The following is a 26,089-nucleotide window of genomic DNA, read 5'->3' on the forward strand; positions in this document are numbered from 1 at the left end:
ATTCCGGCCACGGGCTTGGAAATGCCGTCAAAGCATTGTATTGAGCCGCCTCCAAATCACCGGTCGTATCCACGGCCGCGCAAGGCTTTGCCAGGATAAACTATGGAAACCGTACTAATCGTCGTCCACCTCATGGTCGTGCTCGCTCTTGTCGGTGTGGTGCTGCTGCAGCGCTCCGAAGGCGGCGGCCTCGGCATCGGCGGCGGATCGGGCTTCATGACCGCGCGCGGCGCCGCCAACGCGCTGACGCGGGCGACGGCGATCCTGGCCGCGGCTTTCTTCGCCACCTCGCTGACGCTGTCGATCATCGCCCGTTACGGCGAGAAGCCGATCGATATTCTCGATCGCGTGCCGGCGGCGAACGGCGCGGGTGGTGGCGTGCTCAACCAGTTGCCTGGCACCACGGCGCCGACGCCGCCTTCCGGCAACACGGCACCTTCCGGCAACACGGCACCAACGCCACCTTCCGGCAATGATGCCGCAGCTCCGGCTCCCGCTGCGCCGCCTGCAGCGGGTTCGACCACACCGCCGGCCACAAACGGCGTCACCCTGCCAGTAACGCCGCAGGTCCCAAACCAGTAATCGGCAGGCGTCCGGCGCCGCGATCTGTTGTTGTTTGAACACAGTCGCGGCAAATGCCGCACGATCACGACGATTCGACCGGGCACGGCACGACAGGGCGCTTGAGGCGTCTCCGCTTAATCGATTATAGATTGCGCGCGGCACTTTCGGGGTCCTTGGGGGACGCCGGGCGACGCCGTGGGCAACAAGCATTGAACGATCGGATCTTCGCCATGCAGCTTCGCAGCTTCATTTTAGCCGGCCTTTGTGCCGTGCTCAGCCTTGGTGCGCCCGCTTACGCGGCTATGCCGGCGGGCAATTCGGCCTCTAAAGCCGCAGTGACAACTGACGTCGTCAACGTCGCCGCCAAAAGCGACACGGCGCAACTAAGACTCCTCAAGAAGAAGAAAAAACCGACCTCGGACGATCTTGCCCAGATCAGCAAGCTCGAAGCCAAGATCGCGGCCGACAAGGAGGCCGCTCGAGCCAAGGCGGTCGAAGCCAGGAAGCTGGCGATGCGGGAGGCGGCCAAAGCCAAGGCCGACGCGGAACGGCAGGCATTTCTTGCCAAGAAGGGCCTTGCCAAGAAAGATAAACCTGCCCAGCTGGCCGACGCCAAGCCGGCTAAGAAGAAGACCGTCAAGATCATCGAACCGGTTCAACCCATCGCGCCGATCCAGTCGGCCGAACCAGTTTCCGCCGAGGCCATGAACGTCGCGCTGGTCCGCAACAACGGCGAATTGCGCAGCGAGCCGGTCGGACAGAAGCCGCAGAACGTCGGGCTCTTTGCCGGTCTGTTCGGCGGCACCGCCTCGTCCTCTTCGATGTCGCTGCTCCCCGAGACGCGCGCTCTTGATGCCGTACTCGCCAGGAAGGAAGCCAAGAAACAGTTCACGGTAAAGCCGGAGTTCGTGCCGCAGAGCGTGGAGTTCACCGGCTACAATCCCGGCACCATCGTCATCGATACGAGCGCGCGCCGCCTCTATCTCGTCGAGTCCTCGTCGACGGCCCGCCGCTACGCCATCGCCGTCGGCCGTGACGGCCTGCAGTTCAAGGGCACGGTCGCGGTCGGCGATAAGCAGGAATGGCCGCGCTGGATCCCGACGCTCGACATGCAGAAGCGCGAACCGAAGAATTATGGCCGGTACAAGGACGGCATGCCCGGCGGCGGCGACAATCCGCTCGGCGCGCGCGCCATCTATCTCTACGAAGGCAAGAAGGACACGCATCTGCGCATTCACGGCACCATCGCGCCGCAGTCGATCGGAACGAGCGCCTCCAATGGCTGCTTCCGCATGATCAACGAGCACGTCATGGACCTTTACCGCAGGGTGAAAGTCGGCACCAAGGTCGTCATCATCTGACGTATTAACCCATACTGCCGAAAGGGCCGGCCTCGCCGGCCCTTTTGTTTTGCTCATCCATCACCACAGCGCCTTCTTGGGAAAAAGCCTTCGCGGCGGTTTTTTCTCTGGCGGAATCAATTCGGCCGCGTTAAGCGATGACTCCCATGGCGCGATATGTATTCATCACAGGCGGCGTGGTCTCCTCACTCGGAAAAGGCATCGCCGCAGCGGCCCTTGGGGCCCTCTTGCAGGCGCGAGGCTATCGCGCGCGCATAAAGAAGCTCGATCCCTATCTCAATGTCGATCCCGGCACGATGTCGCCATACCAGCATGGCGAGGTCTTCGTGACCGATGACGGCGCCGAGACCGATCTCGATCTTGGCCATTATGAGCGCTTCACCGGTCGCTCGGCCAACCAGCAGGACAACATCACCACCGGCCGCATCTACAAGAACATCATCGAGCGGGAGCGGCGCGGCGACTATCTCGGCGCCACGGTGCAGGTCATTCCGCACGTTACCGACGAGATCAAGAATTTCGTCCTCAACGGCAATGACGATTACGACTTCGTCCTGTGCGAGATCGGCGGCACCGTCGGCGACATCGAGGCGATGCCGTTCCTGGAGGCGATCCGCCAGCTCGGTAACGACCTGCCGCGCAACAACGCCGTCTATGTGCATCTGACGCTTATGCCCTACATCCCGACGGCGGGCGAATTGAAGACCAAGCCGACCCAGCATTCGGTCAAGGAATTGCGCGGCATCGGCATCGCGCCCGACATCCTGCTGGTCCGCGCCGACCGTCCCATCCCTAGGGAAGAGCGCCGTAAACTGTCGCTGTTCTGCAACGTGCGCGAAAGTGCAGTCATCCAGGCACTCGACGTGCCGCACATCTACGACGTGCCGATGGCCTATCACAATGAAGGGTTGGATTCGGAAGTGCTGGCCGCTTTCGGCATAGATCCGGCGCCGAAGCCGCGTATGGAGCCCTGGCAAGCGGTGTCGAAGCGCATCCACAATCCGGAAGGCGAGGTGACCATCGCCGTCGTCGGCAAATACACCGGTCTCAAGGACGCTTACAAATCGCTGATCGAGGCGCTGTCGCATGGCGGTCTTGCCAACCGCGTCAAGGTCAAGCTCGACTGGATCGAGAGCGAAATATTCGAGAAGGAGGATCCTGCGCCGTGGCTGGAGAAGGTCCATGGCATTCTGGTCCCCGGCGGCTTTGGCGAGCGCGGCGCGGAAGGCAAGATCTTGGCGGCGAAGTTCGCCCGCGAGCGAAAAGTGCCGTATTTCGGCATCTGCTTCGGCATGCAGATGGCCTGCATCGAGGCAGCGCGTTCGCTGGCCGGCGTCGAGCATGCCTCGTCGACCGAATTCGGCCCGACCGAGGAACCGGTCGTCGGCCTGATGACCGAATGGCTGAAAGGCAACATGCTGGAGAAGCGCAGGGAAACCGGAGACCTCGGCGGCACCATGCGGCTCGGCGCCTATCAGGCGGACCTCGCCAAGGGCTCGAAAATCGCCGACATCTATGGTGACACGCAGATTTCCGAGCGTCACCGCCACCGCTATGAGGTCAATGTCGACTACAAGGAGCGGCTCGAGGATTGCGGCCTGGTCTTTGCCGGCATGTCGCCGGACGGCGTCCTGCCGGAGACGGTCGAATATCCAGACCATCCCTGGTTCATCGGCGTGCAGTACCACCCCGAACTAAAAAGCCGGCCACTCGACCCGCATCCACTGTTTGCCAGCTTCATCGAAGCGGCAGTGGAACAGTCGCGATTGGTCTAGGCCTGCCGCCCGGCTGCCGTGCAAACCTATGTCGCTCTGCTTTACAGCATCGTCCTGGGCGAGGGACGCCGGGTCGTCATGTCCGATCTCAGGGCTATGGCGCAAGGCCTGGGGCTGAGCAACCCGCGCACGCTGGTGGCGACCGGCAATCTGGTCTTCGAGGCGCAAGAAACGGAAATTGCAGTGCTGGAAGGGCGGCTCGAAGCAGCGTTCGAGGCAACCTTCGGCCGCCATGTCGATATCATCGTGCGCTGCGCAAATGACTGGTTGATGCTTGCGGCCGGCAATCCGTTTCCCGCCGAATCGGCTGCCGCCGCGGACCAGGTGGCGGTGCGCGTAATGCGCAAGCCCGTTCCGGCGGAAGCCGTCGCGGCGCTGGACGCCTATGTCGGCAAGGATGAAAAGATGCGGGCGGTCAGCGGCGACATCTGGGTCGTCTTTTCCCGCGAAACGCCAAGTTCGCGATTGCTTGCGGCGGCAAGCCATAAACGTCTCGGTGTCGGCACGTCGCGCAACTGGAACACAGTCCGCAAATTGGCGGAGATGGTTGGCGGATAGGCGCTTTCCCTTCTCCCCTTGTGGGAGAAGGTGTCGCCGAAGGCGACGGATGAGGGTGTTCCAGGGAACGCCAACGTCTCACTCCGCTGGAACACCCCTCTCGGCGCTGCGCGCCGATCCACCTTCTCCCACAAGGGGAGAAGGCAGAAACCGCTCAGGCCTTTGCCATCCTGGCCCTGGCGCCCAGTGCCATCGTACGCAGCACGTAATAGATGGCGCCGGCGATGGCCACGCCGAAGAACCAGCCATAGACGCCCCACCACGACGGCAGCCAGTTGGTGAAGTTCGGCAGGACCGAGGAGAAGATCGCGCCGATACCGGCGGCGACGAAGGCGTTGACGTGCCAGCCGCCCTGGAAGCGGAACTCGCCGTCTTCCCTGTAGAGGGCCTCAACGTCGACCTCGCCCTTCCGGATCAGGTAATAGTCGACCATCATGACACCGAAGATCGGCCCCATCGTCGCACCGATGATGTTGACGAAGGAAGCGGCGCTGCCTTCCCATGGCGCGAAGGGATAGAGCACCAGCGCGATCAACGCCGCGATATAGCCGCCCTTCTTGAAGTCGATCTGCCGTGGAAAGACGTTGGAAAAATCGAATGCCGGCGACACGAAGTTTGCCACCACGTTGATGCCGAGCGTCGCCACGGCGAAGGTCAAGGCGGCGAGCGCCGCCAGGAACCAGCTGTCGAACTTGGCCGATATCTGGTCTGGATGCAGTAGCACCTCGCCATAGACGTCGAAGGCGGCAATCGTGGTGACGCCGGCGACCAGCGAGAACAGGATAAGGTTGACCGGCAGGCCCCAGATATTGCCCTTGCGCAGCGACGCCTTGTCCGGCGCATAGCGGGCGAAATCGCAGAAGTTGAGATAGAGCGCCGAGAAATAGGTCACCCAGATCGCCGCCACCGCGAACAGCGAGGTCCATGAGCCCGGCGTGCCGGGCACGCCAGCGTCCTTGGTCTTGTCGAGCAGCACGTCCATCGGGATGTCGCTGGTGAAGGCAAAAGTCCCGGATTTGACGCAGAGATAGATCGCCAGGATCAGCATCATCACCCATACCGCCGGTCCGGCCCAGTCCTGGAAGCGGCGCACCGTTTCCATGCCTTTCTGGATGATCAGCAGCTGCAGTGCCCAGATCACCGCGAAGCAGATCACCTCCAGGCCCGTGTGCCCGAGGAAATGCGTGTTCTGGTTGAAATCGGCGAACCACTGCGATCGGATCAGCAACGCCACGATCGCGCCGGACGCGGCCGCCGTCTGCGCGCCGTACCAGAAGCAGGCGACGATGGCGCGCACCAGCGCTGGTATGTTGGCGCCCCAGATGCCGAAGGATGCGCGGGCAAGCACGGGGTAGGGCACTCCGGTCTTCACGCCGGCATAGCCGACCATGTTCATCAGCACGTAGATGATCAGCGAACCGATGCCGATGGCGATGATGAAGTTGACGAAGCCACCGCAGAACAGGAACAGGCTTGCCGCCAGATAGTAGCCCCAGAGACTGTGGACGTCCGACGTCCAGACGTTGAAGATCGAGAACGGTCCCCAGTTTCGAACCTTCGCCGGAGCGAGATCTTCGTTGTATAAGTCGGGTGATGCGCCTTGTATGGTCATTGCGATGTCCTCCCCTTGGTTGCCGCGCGCCTCCACGCGTTGACTACGCAGGTTAAGCCTGACGCTGGAGAACCGGCAACCGATTGATTTGCCGGCTTTGACCTTAAAGATATTCAATGAGAATCGCGCTTATCGGCGCTGCGCAACGGTTCGTCGCATGTTTGTCATGTTTGGTGATTCGATTTCGGTCGAACGATGTGAGAGACTTCATTTTAGCCCGACCTCTTTTTTCCGGGCTCTGTTTGCCGGAATCCAAATGGCCAGCCGTGAGTTTAAAGGTTCGATCAAGCACATAGCGATCGACCGGGAGGAAACGATGGATCGCCTGCAATTCTTTACGCCTGTGCGGATTTCGCGCGGGCAGGAAAGCCCTGTCGAAGAAATTTATAGCGTAGCCGAAGCGATGGGGTTCTTGCGTAAATGGCCAATAGGCCGTCGGGGGCCAGTCTACCAATGCGCGGTGAATTGCTGCTCCGCGGCTCTGGCGGGCCGGATGTCGGCAGAGCAAGCAAGGAAGGCCTTTGCCGGCTTCGCCCGCATCACGCGCTTGCTCGACGACGATATGGCGCTGCCGATGGGCGGCGAAAATATTGATAGCGTGCATGCGCTAAGGCGATGAACCTTCATATTTGCGCCCCGCCGTGAACGTGGCCTACGGCAAAGTCACAGCACCTCAACCGAGGCAGCGAACAGGTAGCCAGCGCCCCGCTCGGTGACAACGAGCTTCGGCTCGCTCGGGTTGACCTCGAGCTTGCGGCGCAGTCGCAGTATTTGCACGTCGATACTGCGGTCAAACACCTCTTCGTCGTGAATCCTGCTGGCAGCGAGAAGCTGCTCGCGGCTCAGGATCTGCTGCGGCGATTGCAGGAACGCTGCCAGCAGGTTGAACTCCCCCGCGGTCAGCGGCGTTGTTTCGCCCGCGGGCGATTTCAGGCGCCGCATCCGCATGTCGAGCTCCCAGCCGGCAAAGCGGTAGCGTTTGTGCTTCTTGCCCCGCGAATTCTGGCGCGTTGACCCCGATCGCCGCAGCACGGCGCGAACGCGCGCAAGCAGTTCCCTGAGGCTGAAGGGCTTGGTGATGTAGTCGTCGGCTCCGAGTTCCAATCCAACGACGCGATCCACTTCGTCGCGCCTGTGGCCGGTGATAATGATGATGGGAGCTTCCGGCGGACTGCCGAGTTGCCGCATGATTTCAAACCCGTCCTCATCGGCAAGCCGCATGTCGAGGATCATCAGGTCTACCGGTCTTTCATTGAGGACACGCGACATGGACCGGCTGTCGGTGACAGCGCTGACCCTGAAGTTCTCGCTCTCCAGGTAATTGGTGAGCATTTCGCGGATTTCGGGGTCGTCATCGACGACAAGAATATGCTTCGGCGTCACTGCCTGTTCGATTCTGCCTTTCGACTGCTCTTTGTAGCGAGTGTTCTGTTCGACTGACATCTCAGACCGTCCGCACGTATGGAACCCATGACCGAGCCGTTGCTTTATTAGACTTACCGTTGATTTTCGGCGATTTGTTGGTAAGCGCCGATGATCTTCGTGATCGGATACCACAGGCTCACTCGATGGCGCATGAGCAGATTGGTAAGGTTCGTGCGGGGCTTTTTGTTCCGCTTTGCCTGGCAGCGGCGGCACCATTTGCGTTGGCCTTGGTTAATCAGCCGGCCCCTCCGATCGGCGAGCCGATTGCTCCGATAGTGGGCATTGGTCCTTCCGACCAGGCGAAGATCGCACTTGGCGAGAGCCTGTTCAACGATGTCCGGCTGTCACATGACGATGTCATCGCCTGCAGCGGCTGCCACAGGCTCGATCTCAGCGGCGACGACGGCAGGGCTCGTTCCACGGCGGCGGATGGCGAGCCGCTCGACTTCAACACGCCGACGGTCTTCAACGCAACGCTCGATTTCCGGCTGAACTGGCGTGGCAATTTCCGCACTCTCGAGGAGCAGAACGAGGCAGCCTTGCTCGATGACAGGCTGATGAACACGAGCTGGGAGGAATTGCTGCCGAAATTGCGCTCCGATCCGGACTATTCGCAGCGATTCGCAGACGTCTACGGCGCCGCCCCCGGCCAGGCGGAAGTGCTCGACGCCCTAGCCATCTTTCAACGCTCGCTGATCACGCCCAACGCCCGTTTCGACCGCTATCTCAAGGGCGAGCGCGGCGCCATCACGGCGGACGAGGAACATGGCTATCAGCTGTTCAAGGCGTATGGCTGCATCGCTTGCCATCAAGGCGCCAATGTAGGAGGCAATTTGTTTCAGAAGTTCGGCATCTTCCAGGATCCCTTCGCCGGCCAGAAGACCTTGAGCCAGGCGGATCTCGGCCGTTTCGCCATTACAGGTGCCGAGAGCGACCGCCATGTGTTCCGCGTTCCCAGCCTGCGCAACGTCGCGGTGACGGCGCCGTATTTTCACGACGGCCGTACCGCATCGCTTGGACAGGCAGTGAGGATCATGGCGCGGAACCAGCTCGGCAGGGAGATCGACCAGCGCGATGCCGATCTTATCGTCGAATTCCTCGGGACGCTGACGGGCGAGTATCGCGGCCAGCCGTTGACCAGCGCAGCCGATCGTCTGCAGCAATGAAGTCGCTACGCGTCCTGGCGCCGGTCGTCGCCTGCCTGCTCATCGTCCTGACCTATTTCCTGGTGCAGGGCGCGGCTCCTGATGCCGCGCGCCACGAACGCACGCTCGATGCTCTCAGGACCGTCATCCTCTATAACGCCGCCCTCCAGCGCGATGTGTTGCGGGCACGCACGGGACTGCTGCGCAGCTACGATCCGCTTGTGCGGTCGATCGAGAACCTGAACGCTGCGACGCAGACGCTGCCAGCCGCCCGGGACATCGCCAGCGGCGGAGTTCGGGCGGAGATCGACCGGGGGATCGCCGATGTCGCCGCCGCGGTGCGCGACGAGGAAACGCTTGTCGAGGCGTTCAAGTCGGACAACGCGCTGCTGCAGAACTCGCTGAACTATTTCAACTACATGAGCGGTCGGCTTACGAGCGAGGGTGACGGCCTTCGAGCGGTCGAGATCGGAGCCCTGATGATCACAATGTCGCGGTTCATCAGCGATCCCCAACCGGAGGCGGCAAGGGCAGTGACCGCTGCGCTCGACCGGCTGGCCAAGCCGTCCGTCGATGCCGTGCAGCCAAGCGACGTCCACTCGCTCGTCTCCCACGGCCGGCTTATCGTCACCAGGCTTCCGGCGGTCGACGACCTCGTCGCCCGCCTACAGACTGCGCCAACGAGCGAACTGGCCCGCGCGCTGCAGGACCTTTATCTCGATGCGCATGGGCGCGCTGCGGCGCGGGCCGCGCGGTTTCAGACGCTGCTCTACATCGCCGCGTTGGTTCTCGTGTGCTATGTGGTCTATCTGTTCGCCCGGCTGCGCCACAATGCGCGGATCCTGCGCGAGCGGCTGGAATTCGAGGGTCTGATCGCCTCGATCTCCACCCAGTTCATCAATCTGCCGCGCGACCGCATCCGGGCCGGCATCAGCAAGGGCCTCGCGCGCCTGGTGGAACATGCCGGGCTCGACGGCGCCCAGATTATCGTCAGCCGCACACAAGATGCGGAATCTTCCGGAGGCTACTTCTATCGCCGTCCGAGCGGGAACACGCCGGCCCGCCTGTCGAAAGACATGATCGAGCTCGCTTCACGCTGGACGCTGGCGGGCCACGAGCGGCAAGGCTGCATCGACGTTCCCCGCGTCGGCGACCTTCCTGAAGGGCGGGAGAAGGCATGCCTGCAGGCGCACCAGTTTCAATCCTGGCTGTGCATACCGATGTCGCATGCCGGCGAGCGGCTAGGTTTTCTGGCTCTCGATACCGTCACGCACGAAAAGCGTTGGACCGACGACGACATCGCCCTGCTGCGCACCGCCGCCGAGATTTTCGCCAATGCCATCGCGCGCGAGCACAATGAACGTGAACGCGAGGCGCTGCAGGCGCGGCTCAACCAGTCGCAGCGGCTGGAAGCAATCGGAATACTCGCCGGTGGCATAGCGCACGAGTTCAACAACATCCTCGGCGCCGTCCTCGGCTATGGCGAGATGGCGCTGGCGGTGCTGCTGAAGGAGTCTCGTGCGCGGCGCTACGTCCAGCAGATCATGAAGGCCGGCCGGCGGGCGCAGGACGTCACGGAGCAGATCCTTGCCTTCGGCCGTCGCCGCGAGCGGCAGCACCACGCGCTGCGGGCGCAGCCCGTGGTTGCGGAGGCGGTCGACCTGCTGCGCGCCTCGTTCCCGGCCACACTTTCAGTGGAGACGCATCTTGCAGGCGCGGATGCCGCGATGATGGGCGATCCGACCGAACTTCAGCAGGTGGTGATGAACCTCGGCACCAACGCGGCGCAGGCGATGAACAACCGCGGCGTATTGGAGGTCGCTCTCAACACGACGGAACTCGTGGAGGCGCGGATGCTTTCGCACGGAAACCTGCCGGCCGGCCGCCATCTCCGCCTCGCCGTCAGGGACAACGGCAGCGGCATGGATCAGGCGACGCTCGAGCGTATTTTCGAGCCGTTCTTCACGACCAAGCCGGCGGGGCAAGGCACCGGGCTCGGCCTGTCGACGGTGCACGGCATCGTCGCGGCGCATAGAGGCGCGGTGGACGTGAAGAGCCAACTTGGCGAAGGCACGATCTTCGAGGTCTATTTTCCGCAGATCGAATCCGCTGCGACCGATGCGGACGAGGACGAGGGCGCCGGCGCCGAGGTTCCGATCCAGCATGGCAATGGCGAGACGATCCTGGTCGTGGACGACGACACGCCGCTGATGCAACTTGCCGAGGAGATGCTCGCCGCGCTTGGCTACGAGCCCGTCGGGTTCGACCGAAGCCCTGCGGCTCTCAATGCATTCCGCACCGATCCGGAGCGCTTCGACCTGGTGCTGACGGACGAGGTCATGCCTGACATGACAGGCATGGAGTTCTCCGGCCAGTTGCATGAGATCCGGTCGGACCTTCCAATTGTCCTGATGACCGGTTACGGCCGCCCGCTCCGATCGCGTCAACTGACGGCAGCCGGCATAAGCGAAGTCATCAAGAAGCCGCTGCTGCCGGCCGCCATTGCAAAATGCCTCGCCCGCCATCTGCATTCAGGCTGATCAGGGTCGGGTGGGTTTCTTCGTTACAGACGTAACCAAAAGTCCCCCTGGCTGAAATCAACCCGTAGCCGGGCTGTTCGATGTTTCTCCTGCGCCCAAACCATGATCCCTGAAAAATGGAAACCGGTTTTCGGAAAAGATCATGGTCTCGTCGGCGTCAAATGGCAGCAAACCGGAGAAGCTGATGATACGACGGGCTCTCATCGGAATTGCCGCCCTTGGGCTGGGCGGAGTGCTCACAGTCGCGATGGTCGACCGAAATGGGCTGGGTTCGGCGACAGCGGCCGACTCGATCGAGCACGGTCGATACCTGGTGAAAATTGGCGGCTGTAACGACTGCCACACGCCAGGGTACTTGGAGAAGGCCGGCAACGCCCCCGAGGATCGATGGCTGATCGGCGGCTCTCTCGGCTTCAATGGGCCGTGGGGCACGACTTATCCAACCAATCTTCGCTACCTTTTGCGCACCATGGACGAGGACGACTGGGTACAGTTAGCGCGTACAATCGAGACGCGCCCCCCTATGCCGTGGTTCAACCTGCGTGCCATGACCGAGGCCGACCTGCGCGCCATACACCGATATGTGCTTTCGCTGCCGGCAGACGATACGCCGGTTCCAGACTATGTGCCGCCCGATCGTCCGCCGAAGACACCGCACATTGTGTTCGTACCGCAGGCTCCGAAGTCATAGGCGCATCCTAAGGCCCGGCGGAGGGTTCTCCGCCTCTGCGGTACGTCAGACACGGCCGCGTGTTTCAGTCGTAACGCAATTCCCGATTCCGGAAATCACCTTGTAGCACTGATCTCCGATCGTGACGGTCCAGCTCAGGCGGCCATATGGCAGCCGAGGGCCAGATAATCGGGAGTCAAATCCAGATAAATCGATCATGGAGTCAAATGATGTACAATCTGCTTGCCGAACACGCGCCGAAGATCGATCGCGATCAGAGCACCACGGATCCGCGTCCCTATGCCTTGGGTTACACGGAGGGTGAATTCAAGCGCCTGGAGCTGCAGGGAGCGCTCATTCACGACCTTACGGAGCATGTCCTGCGCAGCGCGGGGATAGGACCAGGCATGCGCGTGCTCGACATCGGCTGCGGCGTCGGCGACGTCTCCTTGCTGGCCGGGAAGCTGGTCGGACCGACCGGAAGGGTGCTCGGCGTCGATCGCTCGGCAGAGGCTGTAGACATTGCCGAGCGGCGCGCCACCGAATCCGGCCAGTGTTACTGGACACGCTTCACTGTGGGCGAGCTTGATAAATTCTCGCCCGACGAGACCTTCGATGCGGTGATCGGCAGGCTGGTCCTGATGTATCTGCCCGACCCGGCTGCAACCCTGCGCAGGCTTGCCGGGTTTCTTCGGCCGGGTGGCCTCATCGCCTTCCAGGAAATGGCGATGCCGCTCGCCCGCAGTTTTCCAGAGGCGCCGCTGTTCAGCAAATGCCGCGGCTGGATCATCGAGACGATCGAGCGGGCGGGTTTCGAGGTCGACATGGGTGGCAGGCTGCCCATGGTTTTCGCCGGCGCAGGGCTGCCTGCGCCGCAGCTGAATTCCGCCGGCCTCGCCGGCAGCGGGCCTGACTCGCCGATCTACGACTATATCGCGGGCACCTTGCGTGGCCTGCTGCCGATGGCCGAGGCCGTCGGTGCCGCGACCGCTGCCGAAATGAAGGTCGACACGCTCGCCGAGCGACTGCGCAACGAGGCTGTCGAACAGCAGATGTGCATCATGCTGCCGCCCTTTGTCGGCGCATGGACAAATACGCCGGGATAACGAACCAAAGAGAGATATCGGATGCTCGACACTGCCATCAGCGAGCGCGCGGCGCATCTCGTCGACCCTCGCAATGTCGAGACGCTCGACGTGCTGGGCCCTGTGGTCCAGTTTCTCAGCGCCGCGCGACGGCGAGCCTTGCGTCATGCGCGGCACCATCCCGCCGGGTGTTACCGTGCCGCTGCACAGCCACGCCGACCCGGAGACCTTCATCCAGATTTCCGGCGAGATCGAAGGGCTTTCGCAGTCGCCGAAAGGCTTCGTCTGGGTATCGATCCGGCCGGGCGACATTTTCCATGTGCCGGGCGGGGCGAAGCACGCCTTTCGAAACCTGTCGACTGAGGCGGCCGTGATGATCCTCGTCAGCACGTCAAGGATAGGCCGGTTCTTCCGGGAAGTCGGAAAGCCGACCGCCGGGGAAAGCAGGCATTCGGATCCTCCCTCAGCCGAAGCGGTCCAGCATTTCCTGAAGACTGCCGCGGCATACGGCTACTGGAACGCGACGCCGGAAGAGAATGCGAGTGTAGGTCTTTCACTGACGTGATTTGAACAGCATCGGCAAAGCCCTCTCCACGGCAGTACGAGGAGTCGCTGGGTCGGGGTGGGTCCGATCTACCGAAGCGGTGAATTGCTGCTCCGCGGCCTGGCGGGCTCGGCGGATCACGGACCTGATTCGAGGAAAGCCCGGGCAAACCCGGGTTGCGCCGCTTCTATCGTTCCATCGGGTAGCTTCAAAAGCCGGTCGATTGCGATGCCATAGAGCCGCAGCCGGTCGTCGAGCAGCCGCGCCGCTTCGTCGATATTGCCCTGCTCGGCCTTCAGCAAGGCGCGGTGCATCACATCCCGAAAGATCAGCCGCAGCTGCAAAAACATCTCGGCAAAAGCTTCCGGGTCGGGCACGTCGAAGATGCCTTCCTCGCTCCCTTTCCCGAGCAGGTCGGTGATTATCGGCATGGCCAATTCCCTGGCCGCCTGGTCGACCCGATGGAAGAGGGCAAGGTTCTCGGGCCGGAACAGGACGAAAAATGTCTTGCGCAATTGCGGGGCAAGCTCGACGTTCAGCCGCCGCGAACCGGCAAAGAGCGCATTAAGCCGGCCAAGCCCATCGAGTGAGGGATCGTTGAGCACGGGTTGCAGCTCGGTGAAACTGTCGCGCGCCAGACGTGTGGCGAGCGCCTCTAGCAGAGCCTCTTTCGATGCGAAATAGTGGTAGAACGCGCCCTTCGACAGGCCGGCCTCGCGGATGATGTCGTTCACCGTCGTGCTGTCGTAGCCTTGCTCGAAGAACAGCCGCTGGGCACAGTCGAGGAGTTCGGCGGATCGTATCTCCGGCGGCTTTATCACTCGGGGCAAAATCGACCTCGCAAAGTACAGGTTGGGGCAAGAGGAGCACGAACCGTATCTTTATGCAACTTTTATAGACCGACGGTCGGTCTAGTGCTATGTCTGCTATCGCCCTACGTTCGGATTCGATGATGGAGGGAGAGTTTCTTGCGACGGCTACGCTGGACTGTTGGCATCGTTTTTGTCGCGGCGGCTGCCGCTGTCGGCGCTTGGTATCTGTGGCAGCCGGCCAAGGTTTCGGTCGTGACGCCACAACGCGGCGACGCGGCGGAAATCGTTTACGCGAGTGGCTCCGTCGAGCCGCAAACCTGGGCCAAGGTCACTCCCGTGGTCCGCGAGAGGATCGTCGAGCAATGTAATTGCGAGGGGTCGAGGGTTGCACAAGGCGACGTGCTCGCCAAGCTCGACGACAGCGAAGCCCGGGCCGTGCTTGGCGAGCTCGAAGCGCGCCAGGCGCTTGCCCAGGAAGAGCTTCGGCGGCTGACGGTGCTTGCTGAAAGGCGTGCGGCGAGCCAGCAGGCGCTCGATCGTGCGCAGAGCGAGCTCGGCCAGATCGAGGCGCTGGTTGCCGGACAGAAAGCGCGACTCGACACCTACGTCTTACGTGCGCCGAGCGCCGGTGTCGTGCTCAGGCAGGACGGCGAGGTGGGTGAAGTCGCCGAGCTCGGCACGGTGTTGTTCTGGGTCGGCGAGCCCAAGCCACTCCTGGTGGTCGCCGAGGTCAACGAGGAGGACATACCCCGGGTCGAGGTCGGCCAGCGCGCGCTGCTTAAATCCGATGCGTTTCTCAGGCAGAACCTGGAAGCGGTGGTCGACAGCATCACGCCCAAGGGCGATCCGGTGACGAAGACCTATCGCGTCCGTTTCCGCCTGCCGGACGACACGCCGCTTCGTATAGGCATGTCGACCGACGTGAACATCGTCATCCGCGTTGCGAAAAATGCCCTGTTGATCCCGTCCGCTGCGATGGATGGGAACAAGGTGTTCGTAGTCGAAGGCGACAAGGCCTCGCGGCGTGAAATCCGAACGGGCATTCGCGGCACCAATGGCGTCGAGGTTCTGTCGGGTGCCGACGGGAAGGTTGGTGTCGACGAGAAGGCTCGCGTCATCTCGCCCTATCCCGCCGATCTGGCCGATGGAGGGCGCGTAAGCATCACCGCCGCTCAGGAGAGATAAAGCTACGATGCCGCTCATCTTCGACATCGCCATCACGCATATCGCCGGCCGCGGTCGCCAGACGCTGGTTGCCGTGATCGGCGTTGCGGTCGGTGTCGGATTCTCCATCGCCATGGCGGCGCTGATGCAGGGCGGGCAGGACGATTTCGTCAGGCAGCTCGTCGACACGATGCCGCATGTCGACATCACCGACGAGCAGCGCACCGCTCGCCGACAGCCAGCCGAGGATGCCTTCGCGACAGTTGCGATCTCCGGGCTCAGGCCGCGCGACGATCGCCGCGGCATCATCAATCCGACCGCCGCAACCTCCTGGCTCGAGAGCTGGCTTCCCGGCCGGTTCGCGGCAAGCCTCAAAGCGCAAGGGGTGATCCGCTATTCCAGCCGCGAAGTGGGCGCGGCGATCATTGGGATCGAACCGGAGCGCGAGTCCGGCGTGTCGCCGATCGTCGGAGACTTCGTCGAAGGCAGCTTTTCGGCACTTGCCGCGGGCGGCAATAACGTGCTCATCGGCGACACGATGGCGAGCCGACTCGGCGCCGGGTTCGGCGACACGATAACGGCGGTCTCCTCCGAGGGGCTGACGCGCAACTTCAAGATCGCTGGCCTGTTCCACACCGGCACCACCGCGCGCGACGAAGGTGAGGCCTATGTGCTTCTGAAGAACGCGCAGATCCTCTCCGCGCGGCCGAACGCCATCAACGAGATCCGCATCAAGCTCGACGATCCCAACCGCGCTCCGGCGGTGGCGCACCGTGCCGAGGCCGAACTGGGCTACAAAGCCGTGGCGTGGCAGGAGGCGAATGAATCGATCCTCGAAGCGCTCGTCGTGCGCAACGTCATCATGTACACCGTCGTCGGCGCGATCATGCTGGTCGCTGGCTTCGGCATCTACAACATCATCTCCACGATCACGCATGAGAAGGCGCGCGATATCGCCATCATGAAATCGCTTGGCTTCCCGGAGTCCGACATGCGCCGGCTCTTTCTGCTGGAAGGCGTGGCCATCGGCGCTGCCGGGTCCGTGCTCGGCGCGCTGCTCGGCTTCTCCATGACCTATGCGCTGTCGCTGGTGCGCTTCGAGATCGCCGCGACCGGCCAGGAGATGACCCGGCTACCGATCGCCTGGAGCTTGATGCACTACGTCATCGCGTCGGCTTTCGCGCTGGGCTCGGCGGCAGTGGCCGGCTACCTGCCGGCGCGCCGTGCGGCGCGCCTGAACCCTGTCGAGATCATCAGAGGCGCGTCATGAGCGCACTCATCGAGGCCGAGAAACTGACGCGCGTGTTGCCTGAGACGGTTCCCGTCACGCTGGTCAAGGACATCACGCTCGCGATCGACGAGAGAGAATTCGTCGCCGTCACCGGTCCCTCCGGCTCCGGCAAATCCTCATTGCTCTATCTGCTCGGGCTGCTCGACCGGCCGACCGCTGGGACGTTGAGGATAGGCGGCCGCGACACCGAGCCGATGAATGAAAGGGAGCGCGCGCGGACCAGGCTTTCGATGCTGGGCTTCGTGTTCCAGTTTCATTTTCTGCTGCCGGAGTTCACGGCGCGCGAAAATGTCGAAATCCCAATGCGCAAGCTGGGCCGACTGGCGCGGCCTCAGATGCGCGAACGGGCAGGGGAGCTGCTTTCCTCCCTGGGGCTCAGCGAGCATCTCGACAAGCGGCCTGACCAGCTCTCGGGCGGCCAGCGTCAGCGCGTCGCGGTGGCACGCTCGCTCGCCAACGACCCGCCGCTTATCCTGGCCGATGAGCCGACAGGGAGCCTCGACAGCAAGAGCTCCGAGCAGGTCTTCGCAATCCTGGAGAATCTGGTGCGCGAGCGCGGCAAGACCGTCGTGGCGGTTACGCATGATCTCGACATGGCGGCGCGCATGGATCGCCGCATTCACATCGTGGACGGGAAGATCGGCTGATCAGCTTCTTCGGTTGCCGGGGCCGTGGGGCAGGGCGTTGATGCGATCGAGGGCATCTTTTCCGACAGCTTCGGCGCCGGCGTCAGCGAAGGATCGTCACGACACTGCCTTTCTTGCCCGCTCGAATATGGGAATGACGTTGTTGTTGTTCGATGGTCGCTCGCCGTTACCCATCACCCGGTCGAGGTCGCCGCGCTTGCGAAGGCGGGCCGCATCCAGAAGCATGCTGCCGGCCCAGCGATAGACATTGTTGTCGCGGACCATCTCGCGCATGGGTCGCATGCGCTCGCGCTGTTCCTCCGGCGTCATGGTCAGCGCCTGCAGCAGCACCTCGCTCGTCATAGCCGTATCGTACGGATTGACGATCAATGCCTCCAGAAGCTCGCGCGAAGCGCCGGCAAAGGTGCTGAGCAACAACACACCCTGTTCGTCGTCGCGCGCTGCGACGAATTCCTTGGCCACCAAGTTCATGCCGTCATGCAGGCTGGTGACCATGCATATGTCGGCGGCGCGATAGATCTCGTAGACCTGTTCCTGCGCGTGATGTTTGTCTATCATCAGGACAGGACTGTAATCCTCGCTGCCGTAGCGCTGGTTGATCTCTTCGACATAGCGACGGCATTCATCATGGAGTTGCCTGTAAGCCGGGAGCGTGCCCCGGCTGGGTGCCGCGATCTGAAGCAGAACCAGTTTCCCGACCCATTCGGGATGTCTCGTGAACAATTCTTCCAGCGCCCGGAAACGGTCGAGAATGCCCTTCGTGTAGTCGAGACGTTCGACGCCGACGCACAGTTTGACATCCGCTTTCAGTCCGAACCTCTCGCGCAGGCGGGTGCGGCATTCTTCGACCTCGGGCAGTTTCGCCAAAAGTTCGGCCGGCCATTCTATGGAGATGGGATAGGCGTGCACCAGCGTCGTCTGTCCGCCGTAGGAGATCGCCGCATCGGCCCGTTCTATACGGCTTTCCAGGAAGCGATCGACGCTTTCGGCGAAATTATTGGCATGGAACTGGGTATGAAAGCCGATGATGGAGCTGCCGAGCAGGCCTTCCAGGACCCGTTCACGCCAAGGGCAGATGCTGTATACTTCCGGGTTGGGCCACGGGATATGCCAGAAAGTGATGACGATCGCCTCGGGCAGGCGCTCGCGGATCATGCGCGGCAAGAGCGCGAAATGGTAGTCCTGGACCAGCACAATCGGCCGCGCGTTGCGCGCTTCGGCAACCACCGTATCAGCGAACTTCCGGTTGACGGACTCATAGGCCTCCCAATCCGACGCGCGGAAAATCGGGCGGGTGAAGGCGATATGGCAAAGCGGCCACAGACCTTCATTGGCGAAGCCCAGATAGTAGCCCTTGTATTCTTCCTCTGTCAGCCAGACCCTGCGCAGCGCGTAGGACGGATTGCCAGGCGGCACCTCAACCCGGTCGTTCTTGTCGACCATGAGACGGTCCGCTGTTCCGCCGCCGTAGGCGATCCAGGTGCCGGCACAGGCGCGGGTGATCGGCTCGAGCGCGGAAACCAGCCCGCTGGCCGGTACCAAGAGCTCGACGCCATCATCCCCGATGTTGTGGATGTAGGGCTCGCGGTTGGATACCACGATCACCTGCGTTTCCGGCAGATCGTCGGCCAGAATCTTGCGCAAGGTGTCGGGTGACCATGTGATCAGCGCTGCATCGGCCGCGTGTCCGTTCTTTTCAAATTCTCGCAGCACTTTGCGAGCCGCTTCCGAAGCCACGTCCTCGCCTGAAGCGTATGCGACAGCTGGCGTGTGGCTGTGGCGTCGTTGGAATGCCGAGAATACCACGGCAGCAGCAGAAAGACCGAGGCTTGCAAGGATCAGAAGCAAGAGAGCCTCTATGCCATAGTCTGACATTGGAACAGCGTTTTCCCTTTGGCCGGTCGGTGGCCATTTTTCTTTGTTTTTCGAAGCCGGCCACTGGTGACATGCCGCTGTGCGCCGGCATGATTTGCAACGCACGGATGGGCCATCGGTTCCGGTAGTTGGAGCGAGGCGGCAATTCGATATGCAAAGCCAAACTAGGTCCGCACGATGAGCGGCACCAATCCCTCGTGCCGGTCGGCGAGATAGGCGACGACCCTGTCGCCGACGCGCTGAAATGTCAGATCCACCGCCCTTGCGCCAACGCCCAGATGCCTCAGCGTGAGCATGTCGATACCAATCGGCAGCCTGGGCCGGGTGACGTGGATTTCGCCCTTCCAGCCGTCGATCTCCAGGCCGAGACAGGCCTGCATCAGCATGAAGGCAGACCCGGCCGACCACGCCTGCGGCAAGCAGGCGACGGGATAGGCGATCGGCGCTTCGCCCGGCGCGCGGGTAAAACCGCAGAACAGTTCGGGCAACCGCATGTTGAAATGGACCGCCGATTCGAAGGTGCTGCTCATCAGCCGGACCACGCTTTCACGCTCGCCAAAGCGTGCCAGACCGGCGCCGCACATGGCGGTGTCATGTGGCCAGATCGAACCGTTGTGGTACGACATCGGGTTGAAGAACACAGCATCGTCGGCGAGCGTCCTCAGCCCCCAACCCGAATGGAAGGACGCCGAAAGCAGCTGGTCGGCGACCATCTGCGCCCGCATCGGCTCGGGGAGCCCGACATAGAGAAGATGCCCGACATTAGACGTCCGCACCTTGCAGGGCTCGCCGGCGCCGTCGATCGCCAAGGCATAGAAGCCGAGATCGTCCAGCCAGAAATGGCGTTCCACGGAGGTGCGCATCGCCTCGGCGCGGCTGTCCCAATGATCGGCCCTGTCGTCCTCGCCGCGGCGACGGGCGAGCGCCGCCAGCCCCCGGAACGCGGCAAAGACATAGCCTTGCACCTCCACCAGGGCGATCGGTCCCTTGGGTATTCGGCCATCTGCATGGAAGACGGAATCGATACTGTCCTTCCATCCCTGGTTGGTGAGGCCGGACGCGGCGGCACGCTGATAGGTAACGAAGCCGGTCGGCCGGCTTGCGTCCTCGGTCCATTCAGCCGCCGCGCAGAGCGACGGCCACAGGCTGTCGACAAACGCCATGTCTCCGGTGCGGTCCGCATAGGCGCAGGCGAGATGGATGTAGAGCGGCGTCGTGTCGACACCGCCATAGTAGCGGCCGAAGGGGAGCTCCCTCAGTGCCGCCATTTCACCTTTGCGGGTCTCGTGCATGATCTTACCCGGCTGCGAGTCGCTGAACGGCGATGTTTCCGTCGCCTGGTGCTGGGCAAGGAAGGCCAGCACGCCTCGCGCCAAGCCCGGGTTAAGCCACAGCATCTGCAACGCGGAGATCACGCCGTCGCGGCCGAACGCCGTCGAAAACCAAGGAATGCCCGCATAGGGGTAGGGTCCGGTCGTAAGCTCGGTGGTCAGCAGCGCCACATCCGCGCGGGCGCGCGCGACCCAATCGTTGAAGACGCGCCCGGAACTATGCACCGTGGCACCATGGCGGCGCTTGGCCCGCATGCCGAAGCGAGCCCGGGCCGCGGCGGCGCGGTAGCGATCGCGGTTCGGCGTTTCCGCGACCTCGGGACCAACCTCGACATACAGCACCTTGCTGCTGCGCCTCGTCACGGCAATCAGGAAATCCGCATGGTCGGCCGCCAGATGGTCCGGCGCCTGCGAGAACGATATCGCCGACATCCGCGCCAGCCCGTCCAATCCGTCGTAGCGAAGCAGGACGGAGGTCGCATCCGTCTCGGCAGCATGGGCCATACCGCGCTTTAGCCTTGTCGAGCCGCGCACTTCGAACATGTCGCGGAAATCGGCGGCAAAGTGCAGCGAAACGCGGATGGTGGAGTGTTCCTGGCTGTAATTGGAAAGGGTGATGCGTTCAAACAGCCGGTCCTGCCAAAGCAGACGGACACGTTCGATATGGATCGCGCCCTGCGGAATGTCTCGGCCGCGGACGCTCTGCATCGGCAGATTGGTCAGGTTGGAGGTGAAGAGCACATTGTCCTGACTGAGCGACGCGCCGAGCAGCGACGTTTGCCGGCCGCCGACTGTCAGCCGGAATTCGGAAAGCACTCGCGTGTCGTCACGGAAGAAACCGTCGCCGGCGCCGCGGATATCGCCGTAAGCGTCGGCCACGGCAAAACAATCGCCTTGCTTGAGGGCGAACAGCCGGTGCGGCTCCCGCGGTGCGGTGGCGTCCAGGGAGGCAAGTGCCACCGCGGGATCAAGCTTGCGCTCGTCGAGTTGGGTCATTCGCTATACATCTCTCACGTTCGCTCTGCGCCCCCGAGGTAACGCCGCTTACGACGCCCTTGCTTCGGCCGAGGCACCGATCAGGCGCGCATAGGCGGAAACATAGTCGCGGGTCATTCTTTTAGCGGAAAACCGCCTTTCGAAGACAGCCCGCACCTCCCGCCTGTCGAGCCGCAGCATGCCGGGCACAGACGCGACCGCGTCCTCCATGGAATCCACGATAAAACCGGTCACTCCTTGATCGACGATCTCCGGCATGGCGCCGCAGTTCCAGGCGATCACCGGAGTGCCGCAGGCCATCGCCTCTATGACGGCGAGACCGAACGGCTCGGGCCAGTCGATCGGGAATATGAGGCCTGCTGCCTTGCCCAGGAACTCCGCCTTCTTGTCCTCCTCGATCTCGCCGACATAGTCGACACGGTCACCGTCGACCAGCGGCTCGACCATCTTGCGGAAATAGGCGCGGTCGTCATCGCCGACCTTTGCCGCAAGCTTCAGTTTCAGCCCCGAGCGCAGCGCGACCTCGATGGCACGATCCGGACGTTTGTCGCGCGACATCCGGCCAAGGAAGGCGAGGTACGGCTTCCCTGGGCTCGTTTCGAAAACCGGTTTGTAGATCTCGGTCGGCAGCCCGTGGTGGATCGTCGCCAACCAGTTCGCGTTGGCGAGCCCCGTTCTTTGGCTACGGGAAACGGAGATCATCGGAAAGCGTGGAAAACGTTCATAGGCCGGCGCCAGATCGACATAGTCGAGCCTGCCATGCGGCGTCGTCACCGTCCGCTCGGGCATGTGCTCGAAGAAGGAAAAGTGCAGAAAATGGCTGAGGTGGAAGTGAATGATATCAAACTCTTGAGCTTGTTTCCTCACCTTGGAAAGCATCGAAAGATGCGCGGCTGTCTCGGATTTCAGCGGGCGCGGGTCAAGACGCAGCGCTCGCTCGCGACACGGTACCAATTTTGCCGACGTCCTTGTATCGCCACTGGCGAACAAGGTTACGTCATGGCCAAGCTCGACCAATCCTTCGGTCAGATAGGAGACAATGCGCTCCGTACCTCCATAGAGCCGAGGCGGCACGGATTCATGGAGCGGCGCCACATGGGCTATTCTCATAGTCTGGCGTTTCCCTCAAAGATCATCGCTGAAGTCGAAATGCATCAGCCCCCCGAACGTTCCCGCAACGGCAAGAAGTCGGGCGATGACTGGCGATTCATTCAGCTGGTCCGCAGCCATTTATCAAGGCCGTGGGCATTTTTGCCGGGAACCAATTGGCTGGCCGTGAATTTAACTAGGTTCGATCGAACGCATCGCGATCGACCGGGAGGAACAAATGGATCGCCTACAATTCTTTTCGCCTGTGCGGATTTCGCACGGGCAGGGACAGCCTGTGGAGGACATTGAGGGCGTTAATGAAGCGATGGCGTTTTTGCGGAAATGGCCGAGAGGACGGCGCGGGCCGGTGTATCAATGCGCGCTGAACTGCTGCGCTGCGGCTCTGGCAGGTCAGATGTCTGCCGAGGAAGCAAGAAAGGCTTTTGCGGGCTTTGCCCGGATCACCCGGTTGCTGGATGACGACATGACGCTGCCGATAGGCAGCGAAAAGATGGACAGCGTATACTCGCCGAGGCGATAGACGCCCGCCCACTTTTCTTCGATCTAGCGCTGTGTCGGATCCGGCGTTCCTGTCGGGACGCTATATCCACCTTCTAAATCGAATGCCGGCTTCATCGAATTCGCGCACCATTTGAGCTTCCAGGGCGCGCTTCTCCCGTCTCGCGGGATTCCTCAGTTTAAGAGAGTGGAATTCCACATAGGCGGCATATAGATCACGATGGGTCCCAGCCCTGATCAAATCATCAAGAATTTCGTACTCTGCCCCTTCGACGTCGAGCTTGAGAACGATCACATCATACAGCTTACGCTTTGTCCGGATCATCTGTGAGAGCGAAAACGTTTCGACGAGGTCCGGCGCAAATCGCTGCGATTGATACAGGCTTCCGTTGTGGTCCAAGACTAGCGAGCAACTTTGGTGGGTGGCCTCCGACCGTTCTGGAGGGGGGCCAAACAATTCAGCGTAGCCATCTTTCACGCTTGCCGCCTTTGCGACAATCTCCATAGTCAAATTTTCTGCGCGCAAAGCATTAAGCTGAGCAAGGCAATTCTTGTTGGGTTCGATCAAAATGTAATCGAATCTATCGGGCGTGTAGTATGCAGAAAAGTATCTAAACCCTTGGCCTATATTTGAGCCGCAATCGATAAACAATCCGCGACTTCGCTTTGTCAAATTGAGATGGGACAATGCCTGCCTTGCATCAGACGCAACGCGAGGGCGAAGCCCTTGCGATCTAAGCGGCTCGGTCAGCGACAGGGCCGACAACTGGAGGAGTCGACCAGGTCCCTCGGTTCGTAAGACCTCTAAGGATTGCTTGATCTTTCCCATGACCCCTCATTGCCAATAGCACTGCCGGCTCCGTTGCGGCCTAGCAACCCGCTTGCTGCTTTGCCCGCGGAACTGACGTCTACCGGACTCTCTCCAAGCTCAGACACGCATCGCCTTGTGCGGGAGAAGGGCAGGTCCACTCATCTTCAATTTCTAGCCATTGAGATATGAACTCTCATCCTACGAATGAATGACAGGCCATACACGTTTCGCCGAAACACTGCGCAACGAAACCAGCGCGGTTCCTTTGGCCTGCTGCTGGTTCAGGGGAACCGGCACTTTAAGCTAATCTTGCCGTTTCCTGGAGCTCCACGGGCTGAGGGTAGCCTGCTTTGCAAGACATGAGGGGAATCGACTATGCCGAAATGGCCTAGAATGGTTTTGGGGACGGTCCGCGCCAGAGCATCCACGCTCGCCAAAGAGACAGGCTTCAGGTGCAGTTTGTCCACCTGTCTCTGTTGGCGACCGCTGGCCCTCGCGCGATCTCGTTTCCCGCCAGCTCTTCAGGTCACAAAGAATGCGCCTGCCGTAACCGAGAGACCTGGAGAAAGGGTGGCGAACTGTGTTTGAGCTGCGCCGCCGATGCCGTCGCTGTCGAAGGAGAGCGCTCCAGTTGAACTGTTGTAGATAATATGGTCGGAGCTATCATCCGCGGCCTTACCCGCAAAGAAAGCGTCGGATGTGAGCGTGCCCAACTTGAGCCCGGCAAAAATCGCGTCGTCGAGGTGGATCTTGTTCTGGGACGAATTGAAGTCGGTAATCCTGTCGACATTGCCGTTACCAAGGGCGCTATTGAAGAGGAAAATGTCGTTGCCGCCAAAGCCGCTCAACTTGTCGGCACCGCCGCCGCCGTTGATGACGTTGGCGCCGGCATTGCCCTGGATGGTTTGGGCCAACTCGTTGCCGGTCAGGTTGATTGCCGTGGTACCGGCGTCGTTCGTGGTGCCAAGGACTTCAATCGACGAGCCGGACGAGAGCGCATAGCTCACAGAGGTCCACACCCTGTCTTGACCCTGGCCAGCGGACTCGATCACCCTATCGCCGGCATGGTCGACATAGTAATCGTCGTTGCCGCCAAAGCCGCTCATCTTATCGGCACCGCCGCCGCCGTTGATGATGTTGGCGCCGGCATTGCCCTGGATGGTTTGGGCCAATTCGTTGCCGGTCAGGTTGATTGCCGTAGTGCCGGCATCCTTCGTGGTGCCAAGGACTTCAATCGACGAACCGGCTGAGAGCGCATAGCTCACAGCGGTCCACACCCTGTCTTGACCCTGGCCAGAGGACTCGACCACCTTGTCGCCGACATTGTCGACATAGTAATCGTCATTGCCGCCATGGCCGGCCATTGTGTGGGCTCCGGTTGCCCGAAGAACATCGGCTCCGCTGGTGCCGTCGAGTTTGTCGGTAGTCGGAGGTGGCGTGTCGGTAGGAGGTGGGTTGTCGGTAGGTGGTGGGTTGTCGGTAGGTGGTGGGTTGTCGGTAGGAGGCGGGTTGTTGGTTGGAGGCGGGGTGGTCGTGCTGGTGTTGTGCTGCAGGAAAAAGGATTGCATTGACGAAGTGTTGCCAAGCGAGGTTTCGCCGTTCTGCGAGGCCCATTTATAAGCCATGTCAAAGGCAGGATTGGGAACCAGCTTTTCCCAGTGGTCCATCATGGTCTGCATCTGAGACGTGGTGGGCATGACATACGATCCGCCCGTATTGGTCGCCCAGCCGCCGCCGCCAAACGCCTGATAGACCGGAATGATCGCGCTCTGCGGGATGCCTGCTTCCAACGCCGCAGCCACGGCTCTGTCAATGTAGTTGAAGTCCACCGCAGTCGTGCGCACCGGATAAGGGTTTATTCCATAATAATCGATGCCTGTGTTGGCAGGATTGTAGGTATTGGAATAGTCCGAATCTGCGAACGACCCCATGTCCATCAGGGTGATAAAAGTCTTGGCGCCCGGAAAATGGGAATGGATCCAGTCGGATTCCGCCTTCAGGTTGGCAGCGCTGACCTGGGTATGGTATTTGCCGGTGGGATCAGGCTCATCAGTCAGGAAAAATCCAAGAACCTTCGGATTGCCGATGAGAGGCGTTACCTTGTCGATAAAGGACTGGGTTACCCCGTTGCTCTCGCCGAGCCAGATCAGGGCCTTCGAGCCATCCGGCAACGCGTTGACCGATGACGCGTATTGAAGATCAACCAGGTTGAAACCAGCGGCCTTGGCCTGGGCGGCTGACGCGCCCCAAGTGTAGTGCATTGTGGCCATGCGAA

At 61.7% G+C, this 26,089-nt stretch carries 22 protein-coding genes; 14 read left to right on the forward strand and 8 right to left on the reverse strand.

Translation table 11 applies throughout. The features are described 5' to 3' along the window. The first annotated feature begins 102 nt into the window (after positions 1 to 102). The 4 genes from secG (at position 103) to EOC94_RS16105 (ending at position 4,258) form a co-directional block, all read left to right on the forward strand. A complete protein-coding gene (secG, locus tag EOC94_RS16090) occupies positions 103 to 582 on the forward strand; it encodes a preprotein translocase subunit SecG (protein ID WP_095485233.1) in 480 nt (159 codons plus the stop codon). Positions 583 to 794: 212 nt separating this feature from the next. Continuing rightward, positions 795 to 1,925 (forward strand): L,D-transpeptidase, encoded by a 1,131-nt coding sequence (locus EOC94_RS16095; protein ID WP_095485557.1) that lies wholly within the window; start codon positions 795 to 797, stop codon positions 1,923 to 1,925. Between the two features lie 137 nt (positions 1,926 to 2,062). After that, entirely contained in the window at positions 2,063 to 3,700 is a 1,638-nt protein-coding gene (locus EOC94_RS16100; RefSeq protein WP_095485232.1) for a CTP synthase, read from the forward strand. 18 nt (positions 3,701 to 3,718) lie between these two features. Continuing rightward, positions 3,719 to 4,258 carry a DUF1697 domain-containing protein gene (locus EOC94_RS16105; protein ID WP_095485231.1) on the forward strand — a complete coding sequence of 180 codons (540 nt, stop codon included), beginning with the start codon at positions 3,719 to 3,721 and terminating at the stop codon, positions 4,256 to 4,258. A 154-nt stretch (positions 4,259 to 4,412) separates the two neighbouring features. Here EOC94_RS16105 and EOC94_RS16110 read toward each other — a convergent pair whose 3' ends face one another. Next, on the reverse strand, positions 4,413 to 5,870 hold the full coding sequence (locus EOC94_RS16110) for an NCS1 family nucleobase:cation symporter-1 (protein WP_095485230.1): 1,458 nt from the start codon (positions 5,868 to 5,870) through the stop codon (positions 4,413 to 4,415). A 316-nt stretch (positions 5,871 to 6,186) separates the two neighbouring features. On the opposite strand from EOC94_RS16110, the gene EOC94_RS16115 reads away from it, so the two are divergent. After that, positions 6,187 to 6,489: a DUF982 domain-containing protein gene (locus EOC94_RS16115; protein WP_095485556.1), complete on the forward strand. Its 303-nt coding sequence runs from the start codon at positions 6,187 to 6,189 to the stop codon at positions 6,487 to 6,489. Between the two features lie 44 nt (positions 6,490 to 6,533). Here EOC94_RS16115 and EOC94_RS16120 read toward each other — a convergent pair whose 3' ends face one another. Further along, positions 6,534 to 7,511: a response regulator gene (locus EOC94_RS16120; protein ID WP_348627344.1), complete on the reverse strand. Its 978-nt coding sequence runs from the start codon at positions 7,509 to 7,511 to the stop codon at positions 6,534 to 6,536. A gap of 59 nt (positions 7,512 to 7,570) precedes the next feature. Here EOC94_RS16120 and EOC94_RS16125 point away from each other — a divergent pair, with 59 nt between their 5' ends. The 5 genes from EOC94_RS16125 to EOC94_RS16145 all read left to right on the forward strand — a co-directional run bounded on the left by EOC94_RS16125 (position 7,571) and on the right by EOC94_RS16145 (position 13,300). Further along, positions 7,571 to 8,461, forward strand: coding sequence for a cytochrome c peroxidase (locus tag EOC94_RS16125; protein ID WP_164759029.1), 891 nt, complete (start codon positions 7,571 to 7,573; stop codon positions 8,459 to 8,461). Continuing rightward, on the forward strand, positions 8,458 to 10,980 hold the full coding sequence (locus tag EOC94_RS16130; protein ID WP_127291706.1) for a two-component system VirA-like sensor kinase: 2,523 nt from the start codon (positions 8,458 to 8,460) through the stop codon (positions 10,978 to 10,980). The genes EOC94_RS16125 and EOC94_RS16130 overlap by 4 nt, the downstream gene beginning before the upstream one ends. Positions 10,981 to 11,122: 142 nt before the next feature. Beyond that, positions 11,123 to 11,671, forward strand: a complete 549-nt coding sequence (locus EOC94_RS16135) for a cytochrome c (RefSeq protein WP_206616832.1) — start codon at positions 11,123 to 11,125, stop codon at positions 11,669 to 11,671. A 206-nt stretch (positions 11,672 to 11,877) separates the two neighbouring features. Further along, entirely contained in the window at positions 11,878 to 12,756 is an 879-nt protein-coding gene (locus EOC94_RS16140; RefSeq protein WP_210212081.1) for a methyltransferase domain-containing protein, read from the forward strand. Positions 12,757 to 12,901: 145 nt separating this feature from the next. After that, positions 12,902 to 13,300 (forward strand): cupin domain-containing protein, encoded by a 399-nt coding sequence (locus tag EOC94_RS16145; protein WP_185928248.1) that lies wholly within the window; start codon positions 12,902 to 12,904, stop codon positions 13,298 to 13,300. A gap of 116 nt (positions 13,301 to 13,416) precedes the next feature. Here the strand turns inward: EOC94_RS16145 and EOC94_RS16150 are convergent, their stop codons facing one another. After that, positions 13,417 to 14,100, reverse strand: a complete 684-nt coding sequence (locus EOC94_RS16150) for a TetR/AcrR family transcriptional regulator (protein WP_245461348.1) — start codon at positions 14,098 to 14,100, stop codon at positions 13,417 to 13,419. Positions 14,101 to 14,274: 174 nt separating this feature from the next. Here EOC94_RS16150 and EOC94_RS16155 point away from each other — a divergent pair, with 174 nt between their 5' ends. Genes EOC94_RS16155 through EOC94_RS16165 form a run of 3 tightly spaced genes read left to right on the forward strand, consistent with a single transcriptional unit; the run spans position 14,275 to position 17,193 of the window. Then, positions 14,275 to 15,276, forward strand: coding sequence for an efflux RND transporter periplasmic adaptor subunit (locus tag EOC94_RS16155; RefSeq protein ID WP_245329867.1), 1,002 nt, complete (start codon positions 14,275 to 14,277; stop codon positions 15,274 to 15,276). Positions 15,277 to 15,283: 7 nt separating this feature from the next. After that, positions 15,284 to 16,525, forward strand: a complete 1,242-nt coding sequence (locus EOC94_RS16160; RefSeq protein WP_095485221.1) for an ABC transporter permease — start codon at positions 15,284 to 15,286, stop codon at positions 16,523 to 16,525. Continuing rightward, a complete protein-coding gene (locus tag EOC94_RS16165; RefSeq protein WP_126106501.1) occupies positions 16,522 to 17,193 on the forward strand; it encodes an ABC transporter ATP-binding protein in 672 nt (223 codons plus the stop codon). Before EOC94_RS16160 ends, EOC94_RS16165 begins: the two co-directional genes overlap by 4 nt. Positions 17,194 to 17,289: 96 nt before the next feature. Here the strand turns inward: EOC94_RS16165 and EOC94_RS16170 are convergent, their stop codons facing one another. The 3 genes from EOC94_RS16170 to EOC94_RS16180 form a co-directional block, all read right to left on the reverse strand. Next, on the reverse strand, positions 17,290 to 19,068 hold the full coding sequence (locus tag EOC94_RS16170) for a trehalose-6-phosphate synthase (protein ID WP_126106502.1): 1,779 nt from the start codon (positions 19,066 to 19,068) through the stop codon (positions 17,290 to 17,292). Positions 19,069 to 19,232: 164 nt separating this feature from the next. After that, entirely contained in the window at positions 19,233 to 21,395 is a 2,163-nt protein-coding gene (locus EOC94_RS16175) for an amylo-alpha-1,6-glucosidase (RefSeq protein ID WP_095485218.1), read from the reverse strand. A 48-nt stretch (positions 21,396 to 21,443) separates the two neighbouring features. After that, the gene (locus EOC94_RS16180) at positions 21,444 to 22,505 is read right to left on the reverse strand and encodes a glycosyltransferase family 4 protein (protein WP_127203859.1); all 1,062 of its coding nucleotides are present in this window, start codon (positions 22,503 to 22,505) and stop codon (positions 21,444 to 21,446) included. Positions 22,506 to 22,722: 217 nt separating this feature from the next. Between EOC94_RS16180 and EOC94_RS16185 the strand changes: the two genes are divergently transcribed. After that, on the forward strand, positions 22,723 to 23,025 hold the full coding sequence (locus EOC94_RS16185) for a DUF982 domain-containing protein (protein WP_095485216.1): 303 nt from the start codon (positions 22,723 to 22,725) through the stop codon (positions 23,023 to 23,025). 60 nt (positions 23,026 to 23,085) lie between these two features. Here the strand turns inward: EOC94_RS16185 and EOC94_RS16190 are convergent, their stop codons facing one another. Both EOC94_RS16190 and EOC94_RS16195 read right to left on the reverse strand, forming a co-directional pair. Beyond that, positions 23,086 to 23,832, reverse strand: a complete 747-nt coding sequence (locus tag EOC94_RS16190) for an FkbM family methyltransferase (protein ID WP_127291714.1) — start codon at positions 23,830 to 23,832, stop codon at positions 23,086 to 23,088. Positions 23,833 to 24,335: 503 nt separating this feature from the next. Beyond that, positions 24,336 to 26,084, reverse strand: coding sequence for a calcium-binding protein (locus EOC94_RS16195; RefSeq protein WP_127291717.1), 1,749 nt, complete (start codon positions 26,082 to 26,084; stop codon positions 24,336 to 24,338). Positions 26,085 to 26,089 lie beyond the last annotated feature (5 nt).

The organism is Mesorhizobium sp. M6A.T.Ce.TU.016.01.1.1 (genome assembly GCF_003997065.1).
GTDB lineage: Bacteria > Pseudomonadota > Alphaproteobacteria > Rhizobiales > Rhizobiaceae > Mesorhizobium > Mesorhizobium mediterraneum.